Here is a 24740-nt window from a genome sequence, read left to right as displayed (position 1 = left end):
TTCCTACCCCCTCGACCAGGAAAGTATTCGGGCAGAGACGCCCGGCAGCCACGCCGGGACGTGCTGCTTGCGCCACACACCAGCCGTCGCCTTTGCGGCGTCGGTCCATCCGGGGTACGGATGGATGGTGCGGAGAACCGCGTTAAGGCCAAGGTCATGCTGCATGGCCAAGGTGAACTCGCCAAGCATTTCGCCTGCGCGGGTCCCCACGATGGTCGCCCCGAGGATTCGGTCCCTGCCCGGCACTGTCAGCACCTTGACGAATCCTTCAGTCGCCCCCTCCGTCACCGCGCGATCATGTCTTGCAAGATCGTATCTGGTCACTTCATAGGCGATGCCAAGGCTGCGGGCCTCCTTCTCGCTGAGGCCAACACGGGCCGCTTCCGGATCGGTGTAGGTAACCGCGGGGAATGCTTTTGTCCGTGCGCTCCAAGCTTTGAGGCGACCGAACAGAGCGTTCATGGTTGCAAACCACGCGTAGTGGCTGGCTGCGTGAGTGAACTGCAGCTTCCCAATCACGTCACCCGCGGCATAAATGGTTGGGATGAGAGTCTGCAGCCGCTCGTCCACAAGCAGGTGGCCGTCCTCCAGGAGCCCGAGACCTTCGAGCCCCAAGCCCCCTGTTCGGGGTCGACGCCCCACCGCCACGAGGACACGGTCGAAGTCAAGGCTACGGCCGTCCGAGAGGCTTGCGACCGTAGCGTCCCCGTTTTTTTCAAACGAAGTCACAGCGACGCCTACGATTACTGTCACCCCGTCCTCGCACAGAAGCCGATGCAGCAGAGCACCGACATCGTCATCCTCGCGCGACAGGATTGACGGTAGAGCCTCGATCAGCGTCGTCTCGGTTCCGAGCCGCGCGAAACTCTGGGCGAGCTCACACCCGATCGGTCCGCCGCCTAACACGAGCAGACGCTGAGGTTGCGCCGACAGATCCCAAATGGTGTCAGAGGTGAGCGGATCCACCTCCGAGAGGCCCGGTATCGGCGGGATATAGGGCTCTGCGCCCGTAGCGATCAAGACGCGGCGGGCCGTGAGGCGTCGCCCGCCTGCATCGACCGTCCAAGGATCAACGACCGTCGCGTGCGCTTTCACCACGTCCACGCCGAGCGCCTGGTATCGCTCGGCGGAATCATGCGGCGCGATGGTCGCTATCACAGTCCTGATCCGTTGCATGATGGCATCGAAGTCGGGCTCGAGATGCCCTCTTAAGCCGAATGCCTCTGCGTGCACACCCTCCTTCGCGAGCTTCGCGGAGCGGATCAATGCCTTGGACGGAATGCACCCAGTGTTCAGGCAGTCGCCACCCATCTCTTCCTGCTCGACAAGAGCGACGCGCGCACGGGCAGCGGCAGCCAAGTAGGCCGACACAAGACCAGCTGAACCGCCCCCGATCACAATCAGGTCGTAGTCGAGACGGCGGGGACGCTGCCAACGGCGCAGGCGCAGGCGTCGGCTCCACCAGGCGTTTCCGGCTTTGGCCGCGAATGGCAAAGCCGCCAAAGCCGTGAAGGCAAGGACGAGCCGTGCGCTGAGGATATCGCTGGTGCTCTCTATCGTGGCGAGTTGCTGACCGGCGTTGACGTAGACAAGTGTTCCCGGCAGCGAACCGAGCTGACTGACCCAGGCGAATGTGAGGACGGGCATCCTTGTCAGACCCATCGCAAGGTTGACGAGGAAGAAGGGGACGATCGGTATAAGCCGCAGTGCGAACAAATACCTTGCGCCGTCCGCCGCAACACCGCGATTGATCTTCGCCACGGCTAGTGGGAAGCGTGTCTCCACCGCATCACGCAGAAGGTAGCGAGCGATCACGAACGAGATCGTCGCCCCCGCCACGCTGGAGAATGAGACCAGCACGGCCCCAAGCCAGAAGCCGAACAGGCTGCCCACAAGAATAGTGAACGCCATAGCGCCCGGCAGCGACAGGGCAGTCATGGCCACGTATGCGGCCGCAAACCAAGCTGCTGCGACGCCTGGGTTCAGTTGGATCCACTCCCTCGCAGCCGAGAGCTGTGCGAGTATATCGGATTCATTGGCATAGCCCTTGACGTACAGCGCCGATGCTAGAGTGACAGTCGCGAGCAGCACCGCGCCGATTAGCTTTGCGGCACGGCGTCTTGTTTTGGCAATTTCCATGTTCAAGTGGCCTATGCCCTGTCGACGGCCGCCATCGGTGACGGCCTGTTGCGGTTCTGGACTTATTTCGCTGCAACGGGACTGAACGTTACATCGGCCTCGCCGCGGGCCGGGTAGTCGTTCTTCACGACGAAGTCGATTGCTCCGATGATCTCCGCAAAATTCGGCCGCGCGAATGGCATTGTCTGCACGCTGCCGAAGTAGAGCGTACCGTCAGGGCGAACGAGATAGATCGCGGGCTCGCTAAAGAGCTCAGGCTCGACGACACCGGTGGACGTCTTTCCGCGACCACGCGAAAAGTAGAGACCCCAGTCGCGGGCAACAGATAGTGGCAGGTCGTGGGCGAGGCGAAGGTTGGACAATCTCCACTCGAAGCTCGTCCGCATCGCCCGCTCTTCACCGTCCATCGAAACCGCGATGACAGAAACGCCCCGGCGGGTGAATTCATCCAGCTTGGCTTCAAGATCCCTCAGCTGCGACTTGCAGATGGGGCAGTGAATACCTCGGTAGAAGACCAGAAGGGAGAATGCCCTCGGCCGATCGCCGTTGAGCTCATAGACGCTCCCCCCGGCAACCGGAAGCCGGAGGCCGGGAACGGGTTTTCCTGGAAGAAGTCGGGCGGTTGTATTCACTTCAGCTGTCCTCTCTTTTGTTTTAGATCGATTGCTCTAAAACTTGCAAAGTCTGGACGGATGCGCAAGCGAAGATGCTGAAGATCGCAGTGTTGTGAATTGGGTACCGGGCAAGGCCGATCGGACTGGCTGTAGCTCGACCCCGGGAAACCTCGAATTCGACGCCCCAACGCTTGCGTGTCGGCAATTGATTCATCGCAGGACGTCCGTGCGAGATCGAAGCGGCGAAGATTGGCTACCGCCCACCCCGGCGGCCGCTCAGCGCCAGGCTTCCCGATCCACCACGGGACGGGAATGTTCCGCGGGTAAACCTTGGCAGGCGGCGCTGTCCTGCAGACCCGTTTCTACACTGAGCTCCAATTATCCGATCACACTGGGACTTGGGTTTCCAGCCAATCATGGAACGAGGAGACCTCATACCTGCGCAATGCCTTGGGGGCGGCTACGGCATAGTACGCCCATTTCACGGGCCAGCTCACCTCGGGCATGAGATGGACAAGGCGGCCGCTTTCCACCTCTTGGGCCACAAGCGCTTTTCTGACGAGCGCGACCCCCTTTGCCGTGACGGCCGCGTGAATGACGGCCGCCGTAGAGTTGATCTTGAGACCGCCGTCCGGGGGCAACTGGTTCGCACCCGCCCGCGCGAGCCACTGCCCCCAGGAAGGAAAGCCGCCGCCAGCATGAGGTGTGCCGTCATGAATGAGCGTCTGCCGCATGATCCAGCCTGGTGTGACCGCGTGATCGCCGGGAAGAAGCGTGCGATTGCATACAGCGATGATCTCTTCTCCCATCAGGAACGTGGACCTCACACCTTTCCAGTTTCCAAGTCCGCACCGGATACCGATGTCCGCCTCTCCCTGGGCGAGATCGATGACGCGGTCGGAGACGTCCAGCCTGACATCGATGTTCGGGTGTCGGGTCGTAAAATCGTCGAGCCGCCCCAACAGCCAGTTCGCGACGAGCGCCTGAGAGGCCGTCACGACCACAACCGTACGGGCCTTCCGCCCGCGAAGCTTCCGAAGTCCCGACTCGAGAAGGTCTAGGCCTTGGGAGATATCTTCGAGAGCCTCCTTTGCCTCATCCACTGATGTCAGGCGCTCCGTCCCCGACCGGGTCCGCCGAAAGAGCGGATAGCCGACCCAGTCCTCGAGCGAGCGCACTAGCTGGCCCACGGCGGGCGGGGTGACGTCGAGCTCCGCGGCAGCGCCGACGAAACTGCCGTGCCTCGCGGATGCCTCCAGCGCCTGGAGGGATTTGAGCCGTGTGAGATTCCTCATTGCGATTCGTTCCAACCGACAAAGTTTTTCTTTGTTTCCGGTATCAATTGTTTGCCTCGTCAAGGCAATCAGAAAAGTCCAATGCTGAAGTCCAGACAAGGATTCAAGCATGATACTTCACGGCAGGACAGCGCTCGTGACGGGCGGAGCCAGCGGAATCGGGTTTTCGGCCGCGAAGATGCTGCGGGACAACGGAGCTCGAGTTGCGATCACTGGCAGGTCGATGGACAAGCTCGCGAAGGCCAGGGCGAAGCTTGGCGTCGACGTCATCACTATCCCTGCGGACGTCTCCTCGCTCGACGATCTCAGCATGATGAGGGTTTCTCTGGAACACGAGTTCTCGTCGCTCGACATCCTGTTCGCAAATGCGGGGGTGGCGCTGGGGACGCCTTTGGCGACCGCGGATGAGAGCAGCTACAACAAGATCATGGACACGAACGTGAAGGGCGTCTTCTTCACCGTCCAGTCGTTGCTTCCACTGATACGGGACGGCGGCTCCATCATTCTCAACACGTCCTGGCTGAACCAGGTGGGAACCCCCGGACGCGCAGTGCTTTCGGCCTCCAAGGCAGCTGTGCGCTCGTTCGCGCGGACGATGTCCGCGGAGCTTCTGGATCGCAGGATAAGGGTCAACGCAGTCAGTCCCGGTTCCATCGAGACGCCGATCCATCGCGGCAACAACCAGACGGAAGAAGAGTTCCGTGCCTATGCCGAACGCGTCGGCGACCAGGTGCCTATCGGGCGCATGGGCAAACCCGAGGAGATCGCGGCCGCCGTCCTTTTCCTCGCAAGCGATGCGTCGAGCTACATGCTCGGAGCGGAGATCGTCATCGACGGCGGAAGATCGGAGCTATGACCATGCTAATAAACGAAGACCTCTCCAAACGCGCACTCGTCCACGCCGACCGGATCGATTGGCTACCCAGCCCCGCCAAGGGCGTGGATCGTCGCATGCTGTTCAGGATCGGCGGAGAAAAAGCCCGCGCGACATCGATCGTCCGCTACGCCTCCGGAAGCCGCTTCCCGCATCACGAACATCCTGGCGGGGAGGAGTTCCTCGTCCTCGACGGCGTATTTGAGGACGAGAGCGGCCATTTTCCGGCAGGAAGCTATGTCCGCAACCCGCCAGGTACAGGACACGCTCCGGGCAGTGACGATGGATGCGTAATCCTCGTCAAGCTCTGGCAGTTCAAGTCGGGCGATCGGGAGAGGATTGTCCGGTGTCCGGGTGAAGGCGCTCCAGCGGACCCTCGACCCGGTGTTTCGTCGTCTCGTATTCTGTTCGACGGCGAAGACGAGCGTGTGATGCTGGAGGATTGGCAGCCCGGCGCTGAGATCGAAGTCGCCAATCCTCACGGGCTCGAACTTCTGGTCCTGAGGGGAGAATTCACCGACGACGGCGATGTCCTCGGCCACTGGTCTTGGCTCCGGCTACCTGCGGGACGCCAGCTCCGCGCCAAGGTCGGTACGGGCGGCGCCAGGGTGTGGCTGAAATCCGGCGCGCTTCTCCACGATGATGTCGTTAAGTTCGAAGACTGCGCGACGTCAAAGGGAAGATAACATGAAGTCATGCGAAGTTGCAGTCATCGGCGCGGGCCTTGCCGGGCTGTATGCTGCCTGGACTCTGACGAGATCGGGTGTGGATGTCCTTGTGATCGAGGCGCGGGATCGTTGCGGCGGTCGCATCCTTACTGTGGACAGCTGCGGCGCACCGTCAGAAGACGGGTTCGACCTCGGCCCATCCTGGTACTGGCCGCAGATGCAACCCGCGATCGCCGACCTGATATCGCAATTAGGACTTCGGGCGTTCGCCCAACACAGTGCAGGCGAGGTCGTCTTCGAGCGGCCGTACCACCGACCTCAGCGCTTCCAACCCCTGTCGCAGGAGCCGCCGTCTATGCGGTTGGAGGGCGGAACAGGAGCTGTCGTGCGAGCCCTTGCCCATGAGCTCCCCGCCGACAGCGTCCTTCTCCGGACTAGGCTGAAGACACTGGCGCTCGCCGATGAGGCCGTCCGCTTGACAGTCGAGAATGGGAGCGGCGAGGAGGAGTTCATTTCGGCCGGCCATGTCATCGCAGCGCTTCCGCCCCGGCTCCTCGAGGCGTCTGTCGCTTTCATTCCGTCCCAGGATAGGAGAACGTCGTGGCGTTGGCGAAGTACTCCGACCTGGATGGCGCCGCACGCCAAATTCTTCGCGATTTATGATGAGCCGTTCTGGAGGACTGCGGGGCTTTCGGGTACCGCCCAGAGCATTGTGGGGCCGATGGGTGAAATCCATGATGCGAAGACGGCATCCGGAATGGCGGCCCTCTTCGGCTTCATCGGCGTAAGCGCGGAGCAGCGTGCCTCGGTCGGAGAGGACACGTTGAAGACCGCCTGTCTGGCACAGCTCGAACGACTGTTCGGTTCCGCCGCCCGCAACCCCGTGGCCACGCTGTTGAAGGACTGGGCGGCCGATCCCCTGACCGCCACTGCGACTGACCAAAGCGCCGCCGGACATCCGGTCGCAGGCGACGAAGTCTGGGTCACTGGCGAATGGCAGGAGCGTTTGAGCCTCGCAGGAAGCGAGACGAGTCCCGCAGAATCCGGATATCTGTCAGGAGCGGTCACTGCCGCGAAACATGCTGTCTCCCGGCACCTTGAGTTCCATCGCCACTTCCGGTGACAGGGGCGATCTGGTTCAGGACCCGGTAACTTTCCACCTTCAGTACTCGCATCCCCGTGATCTGTATCTCTCTTCTCCAAAAGGAGGACTGTCCGAGATACGCCTGACTTTTCCCGCCAGAGCAGGTTAGACACCGCTTTATGGCGCACCGACGGCAACTTGCGATTTTGTATCAATTGATCTAAAACTCGTCACGATGCGATCACTGGCGCAACCTCGTCAGCAGGAGCACTCAAGAGCGATGGGAAGACCAAGGGAATTCGATCAGTCGGCAGCCGTCGCGGCTGCGACGCAGGAGTTCTGGCGGCGCGGCTACGGTGCGACGTCCGTGCGCGATCTTGCAGACGCCATGTCAATAACCGGGGCTAGCCTCTATAACGCCTTCGGAGACAAGCGCTCCCTGTTCCAGCTTTGCCTGTCAGACTATTTGAACAATTACGCGCGGCGGCGCGTCGCGGAACTCGACTCCAGCGACGATCCGGTGGATGGGATAAGAGTGTTCTTCGACAATCTCGTCGAAACGTCGCTGTCGGACCCGCGTGGCTGCCTTCTTGTAAATTCCGCCATTGAGGTCGCGCCGACGGACCGGGAACTCGGCAAATCCATTCAGTCCTGCCTCATGGAAATCGAAGACGGCTTCCATCGTGCCTTCGTACGCCTCGGTCGCGGCGAAGCTATCCAGGTACGCGACCCACGCTCTGACGCCGGTTTGATGCTGTCGGCAATAATCGCCCTTCGGGTGCTGGCGCGCGCTGGCGGCGACGAGGCCCGTATCCGCGGCATCGCCCGTTCGGCGATTGCGGTCGCAGAGAGTTGGCGATCACCCTAGTGTGACCCCCAAGTCGAGTCCATCTCATCATGCGCACGCTGCGATGCGCCGCTCGTACAGTGCTAGACCCGTTCCGCGCCTCAACTTTGACGATTATCAAAGCCATGATCGCCAATTTTGGGATGATTTGGATTTAGCCAAATTTTCCATCGACTTCCCGGCTTTGTCGTGCATGCTTGCGGTTGCAAAAACCGAGGAGAACTCATACGCTTTTTACGAACTATTCTGGCGTTCGCATTTCTTGCGACGGCGACCACCGGCCTCTTTGCCCATGGCGGAGGGCTCGATAAAAACGGCTGTTATCACAATAGGAAGACAGGAGACTACCACGCGGGCGATGTTCCCGCGCCCAGGACTTGCCAGCGACACTTCCCGGAAGATGGAGGCTCCAGCGCGCAAGAAGCAGAAGCTTTGTCACCTTACACAAGGTTGACTGCTTATTGCGCGCGATGGCTCAGCTTTCTCGTTCCAACATCGGGGTCGTAGCTGCAGCACATCAAAAACACCGCAACGGGGGGCATTTCCGGCCATATCGACTGAAATCTTTAGGGAGGGCTTCAAGTCCATTGCAGCCTGTGGCAGGGTAACCATTGGCATCAACTTCCGATATACTCAGCAAAGACGGCGTCGAGATCGCGTTGAAGCAGCAGCAGTCGGTATACGGTCTCAAGACCTTCCGATGGAAGCTTGACGAGGACATCAACGTGGTGGTCGGTTACTGGAATCCCGAAAGCCCCACAAAACTCCTCGATGCACTGCAAATACGCTTCGGTCCTCCCCTCACATTCACCTTTTCGAAAGGCGCTGCAAACGAGCTCCGACTGATCACTATCTTTTGCGGCGGCCATTTCTTCCAATCTCTTCTCCCGTCTTTACTCCGCAGCTCCTTGAAGAGGTGCGACCAGGCGGCGGACATAGTAATCGCAGCAACGCGGATCAGTTAAGCATCGTGCCTCCCACGGAGAGGGGTCCCATGGGAGGCACGGTTTCCGTTAGGCCGCTTTCGCTTGCCGTTCCATGAAGCTCTCGACGATTGCCGCAAGGTATGCCGGGGTTTCGTACATCGGCAGATGTCCCGCATCGGTAATCGACGTGATTTCGTTCCGCAGGTACCACTGACCAAAGGTCGCTTGGTAGACGTCGGCCTGGAAGCCAGGCAGATCCTGATGCCCGGAGATGACCAATATCGGCGTCTCGATTTTCGCTGCTATGACTTCAGCTGAGAAATCCTCGCTGACCCACATTCTGTAATAGCCCAGCATTGCGTCAGCCGAAGATGTCGCGATGTTCTTCGATACGACTGCCCCGGAGAACGTCTCGCTTAGTCGCCCACCCGTCAAGCCGGAGACCAGTTGCGCTCCTATTTCTCGGTTGTGAACCGACGCCTTCAGAAAAGCCTTCGTGTCCTCGTCCGCGGGGAAGCCATTGGCGGTAACAGGCGTGATCGCGACCACGCTCTTGATCCGGCAATTGCCACTCGTCCAGTCGAGCAGAGCTGCACGCTGCGAAATCATCCCGCTCATGGAATGGCCCATCAGGTGGAATCTGTCCCATCCGAGAAAGTCAGCCAGGCGGAAAACGTCACCGGCGGCTTCAGTCGAGGTGTACTCCCCTTGGATCGAGATCGAACTGCCGTAACCGCGAAGGTCGGCGAATACATAGGTGAACTTGTCCGGATCGAGGTATGGTGTGACTTGATCGAAACTCGAGGAATCGTCGATCCAGCTGTGGATCATCAAAACCTTTTCGGGACCGTGCCCAAACTCGAAGTGAGCAAGAATCTTTTGATTCTGTATGTTGGCTTTCATGTTCAAAAGTACTCTTCTTGTGAGAGCCGCGGTGTACCGCACAGCTCGGTTGGATCGGAGTAGGCGAACGAAATCTCCGCCATCATTGCGATTGATTGGGCATATCCGGCGCAACCAGTCAGTTACGCCCTGCCATCACGCCGCCATCGACGTCCCAGATCGCCCCGGTCACCCAGGATGCCTCTGTCGACAGGAGAAATTCGATCGCTGTCGCCACGTCATTGGGTTGACCGATACGCCCGATGGGGTGGAACGCATCGAATCCTGAATGGAGTGTCGAGCTGACCTCTTCAGCCGGGATGAATGCTTCATATATCGTGGTCTCGACCACCGCTGGAGAGACGGCGTTTACCCGAATGCCGCTGTCGGCGAGTTCCATTGCGGCGTGTTGGGTGAACGCGTGCAGCCCCGCCTTCGCCATTGAGTAGGCGGATGATGGCGTGGCTTTGATAGCTTGGCGCGCCCACATCGACCCTACATTCACGATCGCACCGCCACCCTCCGCCTGCATACGCTTCGCGATAGCTTGCGTGATGAAGAAGAACGCTCGGTTGAACGCATGGTAGCGGTCGAAATCATCGCCCGTATGCTCCAGGAATGACTTCGGGAAGAAGTATCCTGCCGCGTTGACCAACCCACAGATTCGCGCTTCGGCCCTCAGAGCGGACATCAGCTTATCCAGGGCATCTCCCGCGGCAAGGTCGATCGGGATACCACGAACAAGATCGCTCCCGTAAGCCTCGCCAAGTTCGACGACAGCGGCTTCTATCCGCTTCCCCGGCCGAGCGACGATGTTGACGCGCCGCCCCTTCCTAAGCTGCCGGTGCGCAACCGCTAAGCCAATCCCCGCTGAACCGCCCACAATGACGGTTGCGCCACTATCACTCATGTTTTTCCTCCACTACTCTATCGATAGATAGATGAACCGGATACAGCTTGCTTCACCTGTCGTCAACCTCTATCTATCTATAGATCGAAAGGACGGTGAGACATGGGCGAAGCGTCATCCAGCGAAGACAAAATCCTCGACGTAACCGAGCGGATGATCCGTTCCCGCGGTTACAACGGCTTCAGCTTCCGCGAAATCGCGGCCGAAATCGGAGTTAAGAGCTCGACGGTCCACTACTACTTTCCAACGAAGGAAGCGCTTGGGGCAAGGATAGCCCAAAGGTACACGGCGGACTTTCTCCGGGCCCTCGGCCCGCCGGACGATCAGTCGCGCAGCGCCGAGGAGATTGCTGGGGCGATCAGACGCCTGGCCCGAAACTCGCTCGTCAATGACAGATTGATGTGTCTTTGCGGGATGCTCGGAGCCGAGGTCGCGGACCTTCCACCCGAGGTAGCCAAGCAGTCGCGGGCCTTTTTCGTTGAGGTCTCCGCATGGCTCCAGACCGCTCTGCGCGGGTCCGAATGGGGACGACATAAGTCCGAAGAGGACCTAAGAAAGGTATCCCTCACGATCCTCGCAACGATCGAGGGAGCATTGATCGTCGCCCGCGCTCTCGGTGATCCCGACGTTTTCGATGAGATCAGTCTGCCGGACTTGGCCAATTGACAGCTAAACTCGTCCCCGCCGCCATGTTGGTAGGCGCGCGCGTTCAGCGTTTGCTTGACGGGATTTCCCGCAAACCCTCAATAGTGGTCGCATGAATGGGCAGGGCACCAAGTGTCGTTTTGCAGTTAATCGTAGGACTGTGTCTGCAACGATTTCAACGGGATAGATCGGCACATTATTTGATGAGCAGTTAATTTGAGATTGGGGCTTGCGATTTTGCACTTAATTCGAGATTCACGCGACGAGGAAAGCGTCGTTCGTTGGGACGCGGATGGTGCGGATATTGCAACGCTTACAATATATTACGCCAAAATTGACCATCGAAATTTTGGATTACAATCTCAAATTAACTGCCATAAGTTGCCGCAAAGAGCGCATTCTCACGTTTAACTGCAAAACGACAGTTGACCTGATTAAAGCGCTGGCAAGAGAGGCTTCGCAGTAAGGCCGGAATCTTTTTGGGCACTCGACGTATCACGACGTCGATCGTCTCGTAGTTTTCCTAGCGGTTGGCGCTCGACTGTCGAGACATATTGGGAGCGGTCAGTTTCTATCGCCGGCCGTTGGTAAGAGGTCGGCATGTTCAATGCCGACCCAGAGACTTGAGCGCGTGATGTTTAGAACGGCCAAAAGCTTGCCAGGTACGTCGCTGCCTCGCTTACCCAAGCTATCGTCTCACGATACCAGGACATGACCGCTTCATAGGCAAATTGAACCGCAGCCAGGAAAATGACGAACAACACGATTGCGCCCATTGCCTTGCCAACCCCCTCTTCGCCTTTCGCGTCATTGGTCTGGACGACGTATTGCTGCCGGTTATTGTTCAACATTTTGCCTTAACGGTCCCGATCGTCGCGGTCGCGTTCCCTCTTTTCGATCTGTTCCTGCTCAAGCTCCTCGAGGCGAGGGATATGCTGTTGCGCGGGATCAGTCCGTGTCGTTTCGCCACTACGCTGTGCGGCTTCCCGATCCTTATTTAGCCGATCTTGCAGGCGATTTGTAGCATCGATGGTGGAGACGAGTTCGTGAGCTTCCCGCGTATCGTCATCGGGCGTCCGTTCTGCTTCCTCGGCATGCAAATCCCGCTGCTGTTCATCGACGGTCTCGGCAGACGAAATCCCCGCCTTGTCCTTTTCCTCGGACGGACGATCGACATTATTCTCCGCCTCATCGATCGCCCGTTGTAGATCGGGATCCTGTTCGGCTACTTCTCTCGCGGCTCGCTCCATCGCCTGGTCACGCCCGGCCTGCATTGGCTCCTTGCTATCGGCCGAAAACTCGCCGGCCTCGACGACAGCCTCGCCGTGTTTGGCGACCGCAGCATCCCATGCCTCGTTGACCGGATCGCGGGGCTCGTCGCGCGCCTCTTGACCGCCCTGCTCCGCCAACGCTTCCTTGCGTTGTTCGTAGAGTTCGACCAGCTCCCGCTTCTGATTGACGAAGTCTCGCGCCAGGCCCGCGACCTCATCAAAGTCGGCCCGGTCATCCGGAGCTACGGTGCGCTCCAGTTTGAACAACGCCGTTTCGACCTTCTTCTCATAGGCCTCAAACTCTGCTCGTGACGTTTCACGCAATTCTTGGCCCTCCAAAACCATTTCCTGCAATGTAACCAAATTGGCGCGGAAATTCGATCCGAAATCTGCATGAATGACGCTGGGACTTGCCTCCGCCGTTGCCGCTGAAAGCCCGGTTTCCAAGTATTCTCGGTGCTGTGTAGCATAGGCAACGGTCTGACGATCACCACTCGCCAGCGCAACCTTCTGCCACGATTCCTGCGCCTTTATGATGTACTGCCGGCTCCGGTCGCTCTTCGCAGTCGTGCGCCGGCCGCTGCGCTTGGCGTCGTACCGCGCCTGCGCCGGTTCGCTCGTTCCGACATGCTCCGTGCGACCCTCGCGGCTCACCGGCCGAACCTGCGTGCGTGTGAATGCCGGCGGACTGGCGAACTCGCGCCGATCGGTCATTTCCATCTCAATGCCGTGTTGCCGCGCCTTCTCGGCCATGACCGATCGCCATTCGCGGAACACGGCCGGCGTCGTCTCTATGCGATCGCCGGAATCCGATTTCATGGCGATGATCGCATGCGCATGGACATGCGGTCGCTTACCCCCTTCCCCCGCCTCTTTCGGGTCGCTGGCGGGATCGTGCATGGCGAAGACGTAGCGATGGCCCGCAAACTGATGGGCCAAGAAGTCGCGTGCAGCCCCCTCGAATGCCGCCACGTCCGTCCCGGCCCGCGCCGACATGATGACGTGCATCACGTCGCGGCTCTTTCGGCTGTGCAGCTCGCCGCGCCATTCCTTCTGCACCAGATCGCCGGCCGCCTTCTCGTCCGAGACCGGCCGGCCGCGGTCGTCGCGAACGTCCTGATGCTGCTCGACCAGGCCGCGCACACGGCTGGCGCCGAACTCGACGCCATTCCCGTACCCATGAAACGAGAACGTCGCGCCGGCCACGCTGGCGGCCGCACTGGCGTCATGCCGGCCCTGGACGATGCCGGCTGCTTTGGCGTCTCCTGTCAGCCGCTCCCCCTGCCCGCTTCTGAGGACCACGAGCCCCGAAACGGATATTGAACCGTCCTCTACCTTCTCTACGACATAGGCATAGCGGCGATCGCCAAAGCCGCTCGATAACGTGCTGCGCACCAACTCATGCAAGCCGTCGTCGGACGTAAGGCCAGAAACCGCTATCTCGACGCTGAAGCTCCCGATGTCGCGGCTTTCGGCGCGATTCTGGAAAAGATGTTCCCAATCACCGCGCACCCGGGCCAATTCCTCGCGGCCCTCAAGGATCCTGCCGTTTTCGTCCTCAACCTTCAGCTCCCCGGATCGGGACACGTAGTTCAGCATCGCCCCAACGCGCGCTCCGCCCCCGTAAGATGCCATTTTGACAACGGCGGGCTGGCTTCCCTTGGCGACGGCGGCAAGCCTCGCCTCCATCGGCCGGCCTGCCGCCGTCGCCGGTATGGTCTGCGTTCGAGGAGCCCCACGGCTTTTCGATCCAGCGCCCCCTCCGAGAGAAGCGCCACCAGAACCTCCTCCACCGCCAGCGCCGAGTTGCGCCAATTGTCTGAGGCGCTTGCGCATTTCTTCCTCGGCCGCGGCACTACGTCCACCCGACGCCAACTCATGCAACAGCGCTGCGCGCCGCTGCTCCCATTCGTTGGTGAATGCGCCGAAGAAGATTTCCAAGGGCTACTTCTCCCCCCGGCGCTGATATCCAGCCCGTCGAGACAAAGAGCGAAGCTCGCTCATCACCGCCGCCTGAATCCGTTGCACGTTCTCAAGGTTGATATTCAGCTCGCTTGGATGGACGCCCCGGCCACTGTTGAGCGCCCTTGCGACCTGGTTGAGGTTGATACCGATCATCCGCATGTCTTCGAGTAGCGCCGCCATCACCAGGCGGTCATCCCCCGTCAAGATCGGCCGAACGCCCGCGCCCTCCAAGAGCAAAGACCGGAAAAAGCTGGATACGGTCATTCTCGCTTCCTCGGCCGCCTTCTCGATCGCCGCGTGTTCGTCGCCCGTCACGCGAACATGCACGGTTCGATCTTTCTTCACTGGCTCCAAGGGAGCGTTGAAATTCCCATCATCCATATGGCCTTTGGCCCCCTACTGGCGCTTGCGACAGTCGATCGAGGGCTCGTCCCTCGATTGTGGAAAATGGCGTAGCACATTTTTCCGTATCCTGCCAATCTCAATAGAGGGAAATGCAACCAAATCACTTCGAGGGGACCTTCGCTCCGCTCGGCAGTTTTGTTTTTCGAACCGCGCCTGCGGCCCGGTCGTTTAACTTGGGAACGCTCACCAGGCTTCACCTCCGAAATCCGCTTCTGAAGGCCTTTGTCCGCCCCTCGTACTCAGCCTCAAGGGACGCTTCGCTCTTCGCCCTTGCGGCTTCGGTGCGAGCGTCGGTGACGGGCCTTGCGCGGCTCCGGGGTTCACTCTTCCACCGGCGGGGCTTGATTGACGCCGCACCGATCGCCGCGTCCTGTTCCAATATGGGCGTCTCGTGTTGACTATTCACACGAGTTAGCGACATGAAAAGTGCCACACGATGTGAACGTGGTTTAACATGCTAGATTGACCACATCGTATGGTGGTGACATGTTGTCCCTTCGTGTGAGCGATTGTTCGCATCGTGCTGAAATGTCATTTGAACGAGCCGCTCAAACACACGTGCTCTGGGTCAGCAAAAGGAGTTAGCACGCATGCCTTTATGTCTCTCTGCCGTAAGCGGCAAAGGCGGAGCGGGGAAGACTACTGCGGTAATATTGATTGCCGGAGAATATGCGCTTCAGGGAAAGCGCGTCCTTCTCATTGACGCGGACGGACGCCAAAACCTGCAGGAATGGTGGAAGCGCTGTGAGGCAAAGGACAACCTGCCCGACAATATCGACCTTATTACCGCAGCCCGCCAGACGACCGTTCAGCAGCTCCTGGAAAACGATGCGACCAAGTACGACGTCGTCGTGATGGACTCGCCCGGCCAGGACACTGTTCTACGGGACACCATCATTGCCGGCTCTCATCTTGTGCTGACACCGATTCAGCCGAACCAGGACGAAATCAAGGCAGCAGGCCAAGCGGCGACCGATACGGCCGACATCTCCGACAAGGTCGGGCGGGTGATACCCCACGCCAACTTTGTCACGAGGATCACCATGCCGTCGAGACTGCTGGAAGCATATCGCTTGATCAGGCCATTCGTGCAAAACCTACAAGAAGGCGGCTACGACTCCTATCTGCTCCAGACGGAGCTAATGGAGCGCAATTGTTATCGCGAAATTCGAAACGGATACGGCACGCTGCAGATGCTTGATCTCACGGACTCTGTAAAAAAGGCAAGGGCGGAAGTCGTCAGCCTCGTTCGTGACATCGAAACGCTTTTGGTGGGCGAGAAAGGGGTAGCAGCGAATGGCCAAGGGTCAAACCACAGTATCTGATTTTGCAGTCGCACCGCGTCGAAGCCGTGTGGGCCAGGCCGGCACAAAGGACGATGCCGCTACCTTGGCGGCTGAGGCCTCGGCAGAGGAACCAGGGACCGAAGATCAAAGTCAAGGGTTCGCCTCCATCGGTGTCGAGGCAGATCAGCCCGTGAGTCGGCTGATTGCGCCGACAGAAGAAGCGCGGCGCGAACGGGCTACTACCAAAGCGCTGCAGCGCGAGGAATCGAGAGTTCGGTTGCGTGACCTGAAGAGGGCACGCGACCGTGAATCCAAGCACTACGTCAACTGCCCATTGGACTACGACACGAAGAAGCGGTTGGAAAAAGCGGCTCTCGAGAACGACGTCAAAATGACGGTGATCATGAAGGCGGCAATCGATCAATTCCTCAAAGACAACGGCTATTGATCGATGATAGGCGGCGGCTTCCTGCTCGGCGTAGCTTTCGGCTGCGTCCTCGGCGTCTACATTGCGCCTCATCTAGGCCGCCCGTCGGCCGCCAGAGGAGACATTTCAGGAACCATTTTGCCTCAGGTGAACATTGCGCAGGCGGTACCCGAAAAGGGTATGTGGCCGACTGACGATGAAGCAAAGGCCCAGCTATTCGACTTATCCAAATGGGACCTAAAAAAGCATGGCATTGGTTCAAAGGTGAGCGCTAACCGCTGTATCCGGATTTCCCAGAGCGAGATGGCCTGCGAGCTGATGGCGCGGCTCACCTGGATCGAAGGTGAAATGCAAATTGAAGCGGTTTTTCAAGCGAAACCGGACGGTTGGAAGATGGTGGCCGCGAAGAATCGCTAATTGCTTTTTTTCGTTTTAGGGACAATGTTACTGGTCCGCATTGTGGGCATGACTTGAAGCATTTCGGTTCACTGCCTCTGGGAAAATCGTTTTTTAAAAATCCCCCCAAATAGGTAGGAAAAACCGCTGTGATTCAGAGGAGGGGGATGTGCCAAATTGCTTCAATTTGGTGCATAGTGGCCGCCGAGGGCGGCTTTCATAATAAAGGTAAGGATCGTGATTGATCTAAGCAGCTACAAAAGCGCACGGGGTTTAATTGAAACAAACGATCCGGAGCTGGAGAGGCCGGTCTACCGGAAGCCCGGCTTCGAAGGCATCCAAACCGTAAAAGAGATGGATGAACGGATCTCGAATTTTCTCAAGGACATTCGTGAATCCAAAAATCTCTCCCGGGCGGAGTTGGCTCAATTGCTCGGGCTTTCTGTGTCCGTTTATGGGCGGTACGAGCGCGCGGAATCGCGCATGACCGTTCCTCGCCTGATTCATCTCTGCGAGCTGATGGGCTTTATGCCCATAGACATGATCTTTGAAGCTGCTCCGCACCTTTGGGGCAAAACGCCGGAAGAGGCCGAAGAACGTCGAACGCTGACGAGGCTGATTGAACTGCTACCACCAGACACCACGCGTGACTTGATCCGGCTCCTGAAACGCATGACGCCTGGGGAACAAGCAGCAGATGCCGTTGCCACGAGCAAGAGTGAAAGCAGCTAACGCGTACAGCCAGCGGCATTACAGAGATGCAGGAAAACGCCGCGATCGCGTACGAAACTGAAACTCTATGGTACTGACGAGCGACCGGCCATCTTGCCTTTCCGAGACTAAGTCGGATTTCAGCCACGTCCTGGATAGGTTCACTGACAAGATGTAGAGCCCGCATGTCTGTGTTCTTGATCGCGAGAACATGACAATAGATTTCCCGAAGCACTTTTGTAATTCTGAGAGCGGAGATTCTCGGGGGAATCATGTATCTGCAGCGGGTCACGATTGAAAATTTCAGGATTTATGACCGCCTCCAGGTCGAGTTAAACAAGACGCTGAATGTCATCGTGGGGGAGAACAATTCCGGAAAGACGGCGCTTGTCGACGCCATCCGGTACGCACTGTCGTCGCGGTCAGGCGAATGGCTGCGGATACTAGAGAGCGACTTCCGGCGCGGAACGACGAAATTTTCGATCCAGCTTCGGTTCGCGGATCTTTCTTCCCAGCAGGCTGCGGCCTTCCTCGAGCATTTGACATTCGAAGATGTCGACGGCGGGCGACTGCCTTTCCTCTATATCAATATGGGGTCAGAACAAGAGCTGCTCGAAATCGTACGCTAAGACCGAACGGAGCGGGAACGTCATGCAGCGCGGAGGATTCTTCCAGGAAGTCGCAATGGCCTGAAGCCTTCGGGCATCTGCTGCTCGGTGTCCCAGGAATAGATGCCGGTGAGATTTATGTGCTCCCAGCTGAGTGGCGAGACATGCTTGAGCAATATGTCGGGGATAGTTCGACCACTTTGACGCAGATGGGCTACGGCACGGCTGAGATAAACGGTATTCCAGTGGACGATGGCGCTGACGACAAGGTTGAGGCCCGAGGCACGGAATGCCTGACTTTCGAACGATCGGTCGCGGATTTCGCCGCGCTCATGGAAGAAAACGGCCCGCTTGAGCTTGTGGGCGGATTCTCCTTTGTTAAGACCGGCTTGACATCGCCGGCGAAGTGCCGGGTTGGAATACCATTCGATCATAAACAGGGATCGCTCGATGCGCCCGAGCTCACGCAGGGCTTTCGCCAACTGACTCGGTTTCGAGGATGCCGCCAGCTTTTTGAGGATCATTGAGGGCGCAACAGAGCGTGTCGTGATTGATGCCGCCAGATGGAGAAGGTCATCCCAGTGTTCCAGAATGAGGGCGGTATTGATCGGCGCGCCGATATGGTTGGCCAGTGCTGGATATGAGTCGGCCTTTTCGAAAGTATGGAACTTCCGGTCCTTGAGATTGCGCAGCCGAGGCGCAAAACGCTTTCCGATCAGAGTGAAGAGGGCAAATACATGATCGCTCGCACCTCCGGTATCGGTAAAGTGCTCCTCGATCTCCAGGATGGTGTCGTGGTCGAACAGGCCGTCGAGAACATAGGCTGCCTCGCTCTCGGTCGGGCTGATCGGCAGAATGCTGAAATAGCCGTACTGATCGGAAAGGTGGCTGTAAAATTTCGAGCCTGGCTCGCTGCCATAATGCAGGTTGATATCACCGCGTTTGGCGGCACGATCACTGGCCCGGAAGAACTGACCATCAGATGATGCGGTCGTCCCTGTTCCCCAGAGCTGGGCGTGGGGATGACGCGCATGGGCGTCGGTCACACATGCCTGCGCTGCGCGATAGGTTTCCGTGCGGGCATGGAACATGCGCATCCATCCGATCTGATGGGCGCTGATCCCCTTGGAGGCTCCGGCCATACGTTTCGGGCCAAGATTGGTGGCGTCCGCGAGCGTGCCGGCGAGCATGGCCGGAATGTTTTGCGGTGAATCGCCCGTTCGAACATGGGTGAACTGGTCGGCAAAGCCGGTCCACTCATGCACGTCTCTTAAGAGATCCGGCACTTCGACAAGCGGATACATTTCGCTGAGTTCGATATTTAGTTCATCGGCTGCAGCGGGCACTTCGCTCGCCAGCGGTGTTACAATCAGGGTTCCGGCATCGAGACGGACGCCTTCAAGTTTGCCGTTGCGGGCGCGATGGGCGAGACGTTTCAGATTGAAGTCCAGCAATTGTTGCATTTCGGTGAGCCAAGCCACCCCGTCGCGCTGCACACCGAGCCCAAGCTGGTCAGTTTCCTTCAGCTTGGTAAAAGTAGGGCGGGGCATGAAATTTTCATTTATCGGCCGGAACGCCCTGCTGCCTTCGACCCAGATGTCGGCCGAACGAAGCCGCTCGCGCAACGCTGCCAGTGTTGCAATCTCATAGAGACGGCGATCGGCCTTTGCCTGCCCGAAGATCAGTTTACGCTCCGCCGCGCCGAGATGAGCGATCGGGACACGTTCGGGAAGCACGCGCCTTCCTTCCGCGTAAAGGGATCTGAGTGTTTCGATCGCTGCCAGCAAAGGATCATACCGACGACTTGAATGGAATGTGAAGGTCAGGAGGAACCGGCCTGCATAATTGCGAACATTGGCATATTGCTCAGCTGCAATAAGCAAGGGTGAGGCGTCATTGTCTTCCACCATCGCCGCAAGCGTCGGCTTTGCCTGCACCAAGCGATGCCAGCCGACGTGGCGGTCGAGCGTTTCAATTGCATCTTCATCATTGTCATTGGCGCACTGAAGAGCCGATATCGTGTCGAGAAACAGCCGTAGTGCCTTAGCCGTCTCCATCCGGGTGTTCACATGGCGCTGCTTCTTGCGGTTATTCGCCTGCGAAAACAGCCTGCCGATCAGCTTGATGAACATGGTGACTGCGGCGTCGGTGAGCTTTTGCCCAAGCTTGATGATCTGCGCGATGATCGTCGCGCGCCGCCGACTGGCGTTGAAGTCGGCGGCAAGCCATGCCGGTGTCACATCGCCCTCCCGGACCATCTGCTCCCAGCGACCGGAGTGGATGCGGGCTTGTAGTCGGGGATCGATATCGAGCGCGCGGATGAAAGCGATCCTGTCGGTCAGCGTGACCAGGTTGGTTGCTCCCGGAGCATCTGGCGCAGATCGCAGCCAATGGAATCGCGTCTGTCGTATCTCGGGATCAACCGTCAAAAGATCATCGAGGGATTGGAGCTTTTCGGCTGAAAGGCCCGATATCAGGGCAGCCTCGGCGCGACGGCGGGCTATTACGCGGCCGGCAAAGCCGATCCGCTCTATTGTGTCAGGTGCGGGAAGTAACACCTTCCGCTCCCGCAGCGTGGTGACAATAGCTTGGGCAATAGAATGGCCCTTGTCCGTTGCGGTCGCCGTTTCGACGGCGGATAGTAAGGCGGCGCGCCGGTCCTGTGCTGTTGCTGTTCGTTTTCCAAAATAGGAAAGCAAATGCGCGATATGCTCGCGGCGAGTTTCCTCCCGCCTGGCATAGGAACGGAAACTCTCCGGATCAGCATCCAATTGTTCGGCTATATAATTGAGCATCGCCCTCGGCGGAATTTCGTGCACCATGAGAGCCCGGCCCGGATGCCGCATCATGCAAAGCTGGACAGCAAAGCCGAGCTGGTTATGTTTTCGCCTGCGGACTTCGATCTCCAGCCGGTCCGATGGAGATAGAGTGTAGTGACGGATCAGACTATCCTCATCGGTCGGTACGCCGAACAGCTCCTGTTGATCCTGAATTTTGAGAAACTTCCGCCGCGCCATTTTTTACTCCATACAAACTTGCGTCGATGGTTCCGGGCATGTCCGGAAACGGTCGTTTGCGTACAGGCCTAAATCACCCTGTCCACAAATTATCTTGACTTATTTGTGGACAGGCATCACCTTTCGGACAACCTATTCGGACGAAATTGAACCTTATGCCACGCACCTTTGCCTATGTCCGTGTCTCCACGACCGGACAGACCACCGAAAACCAGATTCAGGAAATCGAAGCGGCCGGCTTCCACGTCGAGCCACGCCGTATAGTCACCGAGACCATCTCGGGCAGCGTCGCCATTGCGCAGCGCCGGGGTTTCTCGCGACTGATGGATAAACTCGAAGCCGGGGACGTGCTCATCGTCACCAAGCTCGATCGGCTCGGCCGAGATGCGATCGATGTCAGTACGACGGTCAGGAAACTGGAGGAGCTGGGCGTGCGGGTCCATTGTCTGGCCCTCGGCGGCGTCGATCTGGCGAGTTCCGCCGGGAAGATGACGATGAGCGTCATCAATGCCGTCGCTCAGTTCGAGCGTGATCTGCTGATCGAACGCACGCAGTCGGGCCTCAAACGAGCCAAGTCGGAAGGCAAGACCCTCGGCCGTCCCGCTCGGCTCAATGAGAAGCAGAAATTGGATGTTCTCTCGGATTTGGCGGGCGGGATGAGCGTTTCCGCACTCGCCAGAAAATTTGACACCAGCCGCCAGACCATCATGCGTGTCAGGATCGAGGGCGACCGCTCCGTTTAAGCCGTGACTTGAGTAGGCACCCGTTTCCCTTTCGCCTCACCCCGCGCAGCAGGACAGTTTTTTCACATCCCTGTCGAAGGTCTGAGCCGCAAGCTTCAAACCTTCGACAGTCGTCAGATATGGAAAGATCGTCTCCGAGAGATCATCGATCGTCAGGCCGCAGCGGATGGCCAAGGCTGCCGTCTGAATGCTGTCAGCACCCTCTGGTGCAAGGATGTGAGCGCCAAGGAGTTTCCGGGTTGACCCGTCGGCGACCAGCTTGATCAGGCCGCGCGTGTCGCGCGCCGCCAGCGCCCGCGGCACATTGTCGAGGGAAAGGACGGAGGTGCGAACCGAATGTCCGGCAGCCCGCGCCTGCGCTTCGGTCATGCCGACGCTCGCCACCTGCGGATCGGTAAAGACCACGGCGGGCATTGCGGTGTTGTCGTAACTCAGGCTGTTGCCGTTCAATGCGTTCTTGGCGGCGAGCTTTGCGCCATAGGCGGCCATGTAGACGAACTGATCTTTTCCGGTTACATCGCCGGCGGCATAGACGCCCGCCTTCGAGGTGCGCATGCGATCATCAACGATGATGGCCCCGGCCGGTGTCAGGTCTATACCGGTTTCAGCAAGCCCAAGGGCTTCAGTGTTCGAGCGGCGTCCCGTCGCCACAAGAATCCGCTCGGCAGTCAAGATTTCCGGACGTCCGTCCCGCGCGATGGCGAGGGCAACACCACCATCATCGGTCTTGCGGGCGGACTCGTAGGTAATGCCGCTGACGATTTTAATCCCCTCATCGGCCAGATAGGTGGCAAGCGCAGCGCCGATTTCGGGTTCAGCCTCCGGCAGAAGCCGGCTGCGGAACACGAGTGTCACTTCGACACCGGCCCGTGCGAAAGTCTGGGCAAGCTCCACGCCGATGTAGCCGCCGCCAAGCACTATCATCGAGCGTGGCAGCTCGGTCAGGGCGAGCGCTGTCGTGCTGTCGAGCGGCGATACGTCAGCGATCCCCGGAATCCCCGGCAACGCCGGACGCGCACCGGTGGTGATGATAATTCGCTCGGAGCCGATGTGCTGGCCCGCGACCTGGACACCGCCGTCAACGAGGCGGGCCGGACCTTCGTGGTAGACCACATTGTTGTACTCCGGCAGCAGATCAGCGTATTTCGCCTGTCGCAGACCGGCAACCAAAGCGTCTTTCTGGGCGATCTGAGCGGCCCAATCAACCACGCGCGCGCCGCTTTCGATCCCATCAAACCGGGCAGCCGCATCGTTGGCGTGACGTACAGCCTCCGTGGCCCGGATCAGGGCTTTCGAGGGCACGCAGCCGATGTTGACGCATGTACCGCCGATCGTGCCATGCCCGACAAGAGCCACTTGGGCGCCTAGTTCGGCGGCCGTGATCGCGGCGGAGAAACCGGCCGAGCCAGCTCCGACGACCACAAGATCATAACGGCCGTTGCCTTTGTTGGAAGTTGGAACGTCGCAAGCTTCACACATTCAATTCACCTTTGTTGTCTTGTTATTCATCGAGCAGCAATTGGCATCCGCTGATGAGGCGGAACGCCGACGCCGGTAAAGATAAAGTGCGGACGCCCCAATCGCGGCGAGAGCGATCGGGATCAGCACATAGCCGGCCGCTGCGAACCATGCGGAAAAGCCAAAAGAGCCAGCGGCGACCAAAAGAAATGGCGCGGCGCAACAGATGACGGCGAGAAACCCGACTTCGCCAAGGCCGATGAACTTTCCATCTGTCATGCTGAACCTCCTTACTGCGAAACGCCGGACGGATAGCCAGCATTGGTGGTTGCGGTGATCAGCGCGGCGACATTCGTCTGGCTGTCGTCAAAGCGCACCTTCGCGATCGCCGCGCCGGTCGCCTCCGATACATCAACATCGAGCACGCCTGGAACGTTGCTGAGCGCCCGCTTCACAATCGGGCCGCAGAGTTCGCAGGTGGCATTGGCAACATTCAAGGTTACGGTCTGCTCGGCGGCAAAAGCGTGACCACCCGTCAGCAGGGACGCAGTAAGGGCAATGAGGGGCAGGATTTTCATGAGATTCTCCTTGGGATTAAGCATCGAGGACAAGGCGGGCGGCGTAGGGAAAGCCCACGGCGATAATGATCAAGACAGTTGCGACCCAAAGGCCGATCTTGGCGTTCCGATGGGATGATGGACGCGCGCAGTAGGAACCCTCGGCGCATTCAGCCGCCTTCGGCCTGCGATAGACGAGATAGAAACCGTAGCCGAGGCAGGCGAGCGCGATCGTGATAAACACAGGCTGGTAGGGTTCGAACGCGGTCAAATTGCCGATCCACGCGCCGCTGATGCCAGCGAAGAACAAGGCAAAGGGCAGCACGCAACAGGTTGCTGCGCCCAGTGCCGCAACGATGCCGCCGACCGACAGCAATGCTGCCCGATCAAAACCCTTTTCGGCTGGCTCTGTGACTGTATTTGCCAGCGTCCGTGTTTCATCCTGCATCATCGTTCACATGCTCCCGCAATTGATCTATCGTGACCCTAGTGCCTGTAGCGACTACAGGGTCAAGCGAGAAATTTTCACGGATTTGTGCGAGCTATGTGATGACACAGAATGATGAATTTTCGATCGGCGTGCTGTCCGAGCGCAGCGGCGTCAACATAGAGACGATCCGCTATTACGAGAAAATCGGCGTCATGCCGAAGCCCGCCCGCAGCGCAGCGGGTTATCGTATCTACACAACTGAACACGCAAGGCGGCTGCATTTCGTGCGGCGCGGCCGTGAACTCGGCTTCAGCCTGGACGAGTTGCGCGGCCTGCTTCGCCTGGTCGATGGGCATACCTACACCTGCCGGGAGGTCCATGCGCTCACCATCGAACATTTGAAAGATATCCGTCAGAAAATCGCCGATCTGCGGCGTCTGGAGCGGGCCATGTCGAATATGGCGGCGCAATGCACCGGCGATCAGGTTCCAGAATGTCCGGTCATAGATGCCCTTTTTGAAATGCGGTCAATCAAGCGTTCCCGCTCCGTTCAAGCTTAGCGTACGATTTCGAGCAGCTCTT

27 protein-coding genes are annotated in these 24740 nt (G+C 58.9%); 13 read left to right on the top strand and 14 right to left on the bottom strand.

The window, feature by feature from the left end; all coding sequences use genetic code 11:
• Positions 1-3: 3 nt before the first annotated feature.
• The 3 genes from AC07UR_RS31770 to AC07UR_RS31760 all read right to left on the bottom strand — a co-directional run bounded on the left by AC07UR_RS31770 (position 4) and on the right by AC07UR_RS31760 (position 4048).
• The gene (locus tag AC07UR_RS31770) at positions 4-2139 is read right to left on the bottom strand and encodes a dihydrolipoyl dehydrogenase family protein (protein ID WP_494700365.1); all 2136 of its coding nucleotides are present in this window, start codon (positions 2137-2139) and stop codon (positions 4-6) included.
• 62 nt (positions 2140-2201) lie between these two features.
• On the bottom strand, positions 2202-2771 hold the full coding sequence (locus AC07UR_RS31765) for a peroxiredoxin-like family protein (protein WP_494700364.1): 570 nt from the start codon (positions 2769-2771) through the stop codon (positions 2202-2204).
• A 368-nt stretch (positions 2772-3139) separates the two neighbouring features.
• The gene (locus AC07UR_RS31760; protein WP_494700363.1) at positions 3140-4048 is read right to left on the bottom strand and encodes a LysR substrate-binding domain-containing protein; all 909 of its coding nucleotides are present in this window, start codon (positions 4046-4048) and stop codon (positions 3140-3142) included.
• Positions 4049-4160: 112 nt separating this feature from the next.
• Between AC07UR_RS31760 and AC07UR_RS31755 the strand changes: the two genes are divergently transcribed.
• From AC07UR_RS31755 to AC07UR_RS31735, 5 genes are all read left to right on the top strand, one after another.
• Positions 4161-4904 carry an SDR family oxidoreductase gene (locus tag AC07UR_RS31755; protein ID WP_494700475.1) on the top strand — a complete coding sequence of 248 codons (744 nt, stop codon included), beginning with the start codon at positions 4161-4163 and terminating at the stop codon, positions 4902-4904.
• Positions 4905-4906: 2 nt separating this feature from the next.
• Positions 4907-5608 carry a cupin domain-containing protein gene (locus tag AC07UR_RS31750; RefSeq protein ID WP_494700474.1) on the top strand — a complete coding sequence of 234 codons (702 nt, stop codon included), beginning with the start codon at positions 4907-4909 and terminating at the stop codon, positions 5606-5608.
• A 1-nt stretch (position 5609) separates the two neighbouring features.
• Complete coding sequence (locus tag AC07UR_RS31745) at positions 5610-6713, top strand: flavin monoamine oxidase family protein (RefSeq protein WP_494700362.1); 1104 nt, start codon at positions 5610-5612, stop codon at positions 6711-6713.
• Positions 6714-6954: 241 nt separating this feature from the next.
• A complete protein-coding gene (locus tag AC07UR_RS31740; RefSeq protein ID WP_494700361.1) occupies positions 6955-7542 on the top strand; it encodes a TetR/AcrR family transcriptional regulator in 588 nt (195 codons plus the stop codon).
• Between the two features lie 168 nt (positions 7543-7710).
• The gene (locus AC07UR_RS31735; RefSeq protein ID WP_494700360.1) at positions 7711-8028 is read left to right on the top strand and encodes a YHYH domain-containing protein; all 318 of its coding nucleotides are present in this window, start codon (positions 7711-7713) and stop codon (positions 8026-8028) included.
• A gap of 110 nt (positions 8029-8138) precedes the next feature.
• Here the strand turns inward: AC07UR_RS31735 and AC07UR_RS31730 are convergent, their stop codons facing one another.
• The 3 genes from AC07UR_RS31730 to AC07UR_RS31720 all read right to left on the bottom strand — a co-directional run bounded on the left by AC07UR_RS31730 (position 8139) and on the right by AC07UR_RS31720 (position 10239).
• Entirely contained in the window at positions 8139-8399 is a 261-nt protein-coding gene (locus tag AC07UR_RS31730) for a hypothetical protein (RefSeq protein WP_494700359.1), read from the bottom strand.
• Between the two features lie 135 nt (positions 8400-8534).
• Positions 8535-9350: an alpha/beta fold hydrolase gene (locus AC07UR_RS31725; RefSeq protein ID WP_494700473.1), complete on the bottom strand. Its 816-nt coding sequence runs from the start codon at positions 9348-9350 to the stop codon at positions 8535-8537.
• A gap of 118 nt (positions 9351-9468) precedes the next feature.
• Entirely contained in the window at positions 9469-10239 is a 771-nt protein-coding gene (locus AC07UR_RS31720) for an SDR family NAD(P)-dependent oxidoreductase (RefSeq protein WP_494700358.1), read from the bottom strand.
• Between the two features lie 102 nt (positions 10240-10341).
• On the opposite strand from AC07UR_RS31720, the gene AC07UR_RS31715 reads away from it, so the two are divergent.
• Positions 10342-10905 carry a TetR/AcrR family transcriptional regulator gene (locus tag AC07UR_RS31715; RefSeq protein ID WP_494700472.1) on the top strand — a complete coding sequence of 188 codons (564 nt, stop codon included), beginning with the start codon at positions 10342-10344 and terminating at the stop codon, positions 10903-10905.
• Between the two features lie 617 nt (positions 10906-11522).
• On the opposite strand, the gene AC07UR_RS31710 is transcribed toward AC07UR_RS31715, so the two are convergent.
• Genes AC07UR_RS31710 through AC07UR_RS31700 form a run of 3 tightly spaced genes read right to left on the bottom strand, consistent with a single transcriptional unit; the run spans position 11523 to position 14501 of the window.
• On the bottom strand, positions 11523-11735 hold the full coding sequence (locus AC07UR_RS31710) for a hypothetical protein (protein ID WP_494700471.1): 213 nt from the start codon (positions 11733-11735) through the stop codon (positions 11523-11525).
• A 6-nt stretch (positions 11736-11741) separates the two neighbouring features.
• Positions 11742-14096: a conjugal transfer protein TraA gene (locus AC07UR_RS31705; protein ID WP_494700470.1), complete on the bottom strand. Its 2355-nt coding sequence runs from the start codon at positions 14094-14096 to the stop codon at positions 11742-11744.
• A 3-nt stretch (positions 14097-14099) separates the two neighbouring features.
• The gene (locus AC07UR_RS31700) at positions 14100-14501 is read right to left on the bottom strand and encodes a MobC family plasmid mobilization relaxosome protein (RefSeq protein ID WP_494700469.1); all 402 of its coding nucleotides are present in this window, start codon (positions 14499-14501) and stop codon (positions 14100-14102) included.
• 614 nt (positions 14502-15115) lie between these two features.
• Here AC07UR_RS31700 and AC07UR_RS31695 point away from each other — a divergent pair.
• From AC07UR_RS31695 to AC07UR_RS31675, 5 genes are all read left to right on the top strand, one after another.
• Complete coding sequence (locus tag AC07UR_RS31695; RefSeq protein WP_494700468.1) at positions 15116-15850, top strand: ParA family protein; 735 nt, start codon at positions 15116-15118, stop codon at positions 15848-15850.
• The gene (locus AC07UR_RS31690; RefSeq protein ID WP_494700467.1) at positions 15822-16259 is read left to right on the top strand and encodes a hypothetical protein; all 438 of its coding nucleotides are present in this window, start codon (positions 15822-15824) and stop codon (positions 16257-16259) included. Before AC07UR_RS31695 ends, AC07UR_RS31690 begins: the two co-directional genes overlap by 29 nt.
• Positions 16260-16262: 3 nt before the next feature.
• Entirely contained in the window at positions 16263-16655 is a 393-nt protein-coding gene (locus tag AC07UR_RS31685) for a hypothetical protein (protein ID WP_494700466.1), read from the top strand.
• Positions 16656-16871: 216 nt separating this feature from the next.
• Entirely contained in the window at positions 16872-17366 is a 495-nt protein-coding gene (locus AC07UR_RS31680; RefSeq protein WP_494700465.1) for a helix-turn-helix transcriptional regulator, read from the top strand.
• Positions 17367-17617: 251 nt separating this feature from the next.
• Positions 17618-17974: an AAA family ATPase gene (locus AC07UR_RS31675; RefSeq protein ID WP_494700464.1), complete on the top strand. Its 357-nt coding sequence runs from the start codon at positions 17618-17620 to the stop codon at positions 17972-17974.
• Positions 17975-17994: 20 nt separating this feature from the next.
• On the opposite strand, the gene AC07UR_RS31670 is transcribed toward AC07UR_RS31675, so the two are convergent.
• A complete protein-coding gene (locus AC07UR_RS31670; RefSeq protein ID WP_003501082.1) occupies positions 17995-20970 on the bottom strand; it encodes a Tn3 family transposase in 2976 nt (991 codons plus the stop codon).
• Between the two features lie 155 nt (positions 20971-21125).
• Here AC07UR_RS31670 and AC07UR_RS31665 point away from each other — a divergent pair, with 155 nt between their 5' ends.
• The gene (locus tag AC07UR_RS31665) at positions 21126-21713 is read left to right on the top strand and encodes a recombinase family protein (RefSeq protein WP_003501080.1); all 588 of its coding nucleotides are present in this window, start codon (positions 21126-21128) and stop codon (positions 21711-21713) included.
• A gap of 36 nt (positions 21714-21749) precedes the next feature.
• Here the strand turns inward: AC07UR_RS31665 and merA are convergent, their stop codons facing one another.
• Genes merA through AC07UR_RS31645 form a run of 4 tightly spaced genes read right to left on the bottom strand, consistent with a single transcriptional unit; the run spans position 21750 to position 24179 of the window.
• On the bottom strand, positions 21750-23192 hold the full coding sequence (gene merA, locus AC07UR_RS31660) for a mercury(II) reductase (protein ID WP_003501078.1): 1443 nt from the start codon (positions 23190-23192) through the stop codon (positions 21750-21752).
• Complete coding sequence (merT, locus tag AC07UR_RS31655; RefSeq protein ID WP_023517539.1) at positions 23193-23450, bottom strand: mercuric ion transporter MerT; 258 nt, start codon at positions 23448-23450, stop codon at positions 23193-23195.
• A gap of 11 nt (positions 23451-23461) precedes the next feature.
• Complete coding sequence (locus AC07UR_RS31650) at positions 23462-23749, bottom strand: cation transporter (RefSeq protein ID WP_010661778.1); 288 nt, start codon at positions 23747-23749, stop codon at positions 23462-23464.
• A 16-nt stretch (positions 23750-23765) separates the two neighbouring features.
• Positions 23766-24179, bottom strand: a complete 414-nt coding sequence (locus AC07UR_RS31645) for a mercuric transporter MerT family protein (RefSeq protein WP_003501072.1) — start codon at positions 24177-24179, stop codon at positions 23766-23768.
• A 98-nt stretch (positions 24180-24277) separates the two neighbouring features.
• Between AC07UR_RS31645 and AC07UR_RS31640 the strand changes: the two genes are divergently transcribed.
• Positions 24278-24718 carry a MerR family transcriptional regulator gene (locus AC07UR_RS31640; protein ID WP_023517540.1) on the top strand — a complete coding sequence of 147 codons (441 nt, stop codon included), beginning with the start codon at positions 24278-24280 and terminating at the stop codon, positions 24716-24718.
• The last annotated feature ends 22 nt before the right edge of the window (positions 24719-24740 follow it).

Source organism: Ensifer sp. GW821-FHT05G01, assembly GCF_059419585.1.
This window is presented reverse-complemented; position numbering and strand designations above follow the sequence as displayed.

Bases quoted from the DNA above. Each gene is read 5' to 3' on its own strand.
- AC07UR_RS31640 (WP_023517540.1), top strand. From the start codon at position 24,278: ATGACACAGAATGATGAATTTTCGATCGGCGTGCTGTCCGAGCGCAGC.
- AC07UR_RS31760 (WP_494700363.1), bottom strand. From the start codon at position 4,048: ATGAGGAATCTCACACGGCTCAAATCCCTCCAGGCGCTGGAGGCATCC.
- merT (WP_023517539.1), bottom strand. From the start codon at position 23,450: ATGACAGATGGAAAGTTCATCGGCCTTGGCGAAGTCGGGTTTCTCGCC.
- AC07UR_RS31720 (WP_494700358.1), bottom strand. From the start codon at position 10,239: ATGAGTGATAGTGGCGCAACCGTCATTGTGGGCGGTTCAGCGGGGATT.
- AC07UR_RS31695 (WP_494700468.1), top strand. From the start codon at position 15,116: ATGCCTTTATGTCTCTCTGCCGTAAGCGGCAAAGGCGGAGCGGGGAAG.
- AC07UR_RS31690 (WP_494700467.1), top strand. From the start codon at position 15,822: ATGGCCAAGGGTCAAACCACAGTATCTGATTTTGCAGTCGCACCGCGT.
- AC07UR_RS31665 (WP_003501080.1), top strand. From the start codon at position 21,126: ATGCCACGCACCTTTGCCTATGTCCGTGTCTCCACGACCGGACAGACC.
- AC07UR_RS31670 (WP_003501082.1), bottom strand. From the start codon at position 20,970: ATGGCGCGGCGGAAGTTTCTCAAAATTCAGGATCAACAGGAGCTGTTC.
- merA (WP_003501078.1), bottom strand. From the start codon at position 23,192: ATGTGTGAAGCTTGCGACGTTCCAACTTCCAACAAAGGCAACGGCCGT.
- AC07UR_RS31770 (WP_494700365.1), bottom strand. From the start codon at position 2,139: ATGGAAATTGCCAAAACAAGACGCCGTGCCGCAAAGCTAATCGGCGCG.
- AC07UR_RS31645 (WP_003501072.1), bottom strand. From the start codon at position 24,179: ATGATGCAGGATGAAACACGGACGCTGGCAAATACAGTCACAGAGCCA.
- AC07UR_RS31745 (WP_494700362.1), top strand. From the start codon at position 5,610: ATGAAGTCATGCGAAGTTGCAGTCATCGGCGCGGGCCTTGCCGGGCTG.
- AC07UR_RS31715 (WP_494700472.1), top strand. From the start codon at position 10,342: ATGGGCGAAGCGTCATCCAGCGAAGACAAAATCCTCGACGTAACCGAG.
- AC07UR_RS31685 (WP_494700466.1), top strand. From the start codon at position 16,263: ATGATAGGCGGCGGCTTCCTGCTCGGCGTAGCTTTCGGCTGCGTCCTC.
- AC07UR_RS31725 (WP_494700473.1), bottom strand. From the start codon at position 9,350: ATGAAAGCCAACATACAGAATCAAAAGATTCTTGCTCACTTCGAGTTT.
- AC07UR_RS31700 (WP_494700469.1), bottom strand. From the start codon at position 14,501: ATGGATGATGGGAATTTCAACGCTCCCTTGGAGCCAGTGAAGAAAGAT.
- AC07UR_RS31710 (WP_494700471.1), bottom strand. From the start codon at position 11,735: ATGTTGAACAATAACCGGCAGCAATACGTCGTCCAGACCAATGACGCG.
- AC07UR_RS31740 (WP_494700361.1), top strand. From the start codon at position 6,955: ATGGGAAGACCAAGGGAATTCGATCAGTCGGCAGCCGTCGCGGCTGCG.
- AC07UR_RS31650 (WP_010661778.1), bottom strand. From the start codon at position 23,749: ATGAAAATCCTGCCCCTCATTGCCCTTACTGCGTCCCTGCTGACGGGT.
- AC07UR_RS31750 (WP_494700474.1), top strand. From the start codon at position 4,907: ATGCTAATAAACGAAGACCTCTCCAAACGCGCACTCGTCCACGCCGAC.
- AC07UR_RS31675 (WP_494700464.1), top strand. From the start codon at position 17,618: ATGTATCTGCAGCGGGTCACGATTGAAAATTTCAGGATTTATGACCGC.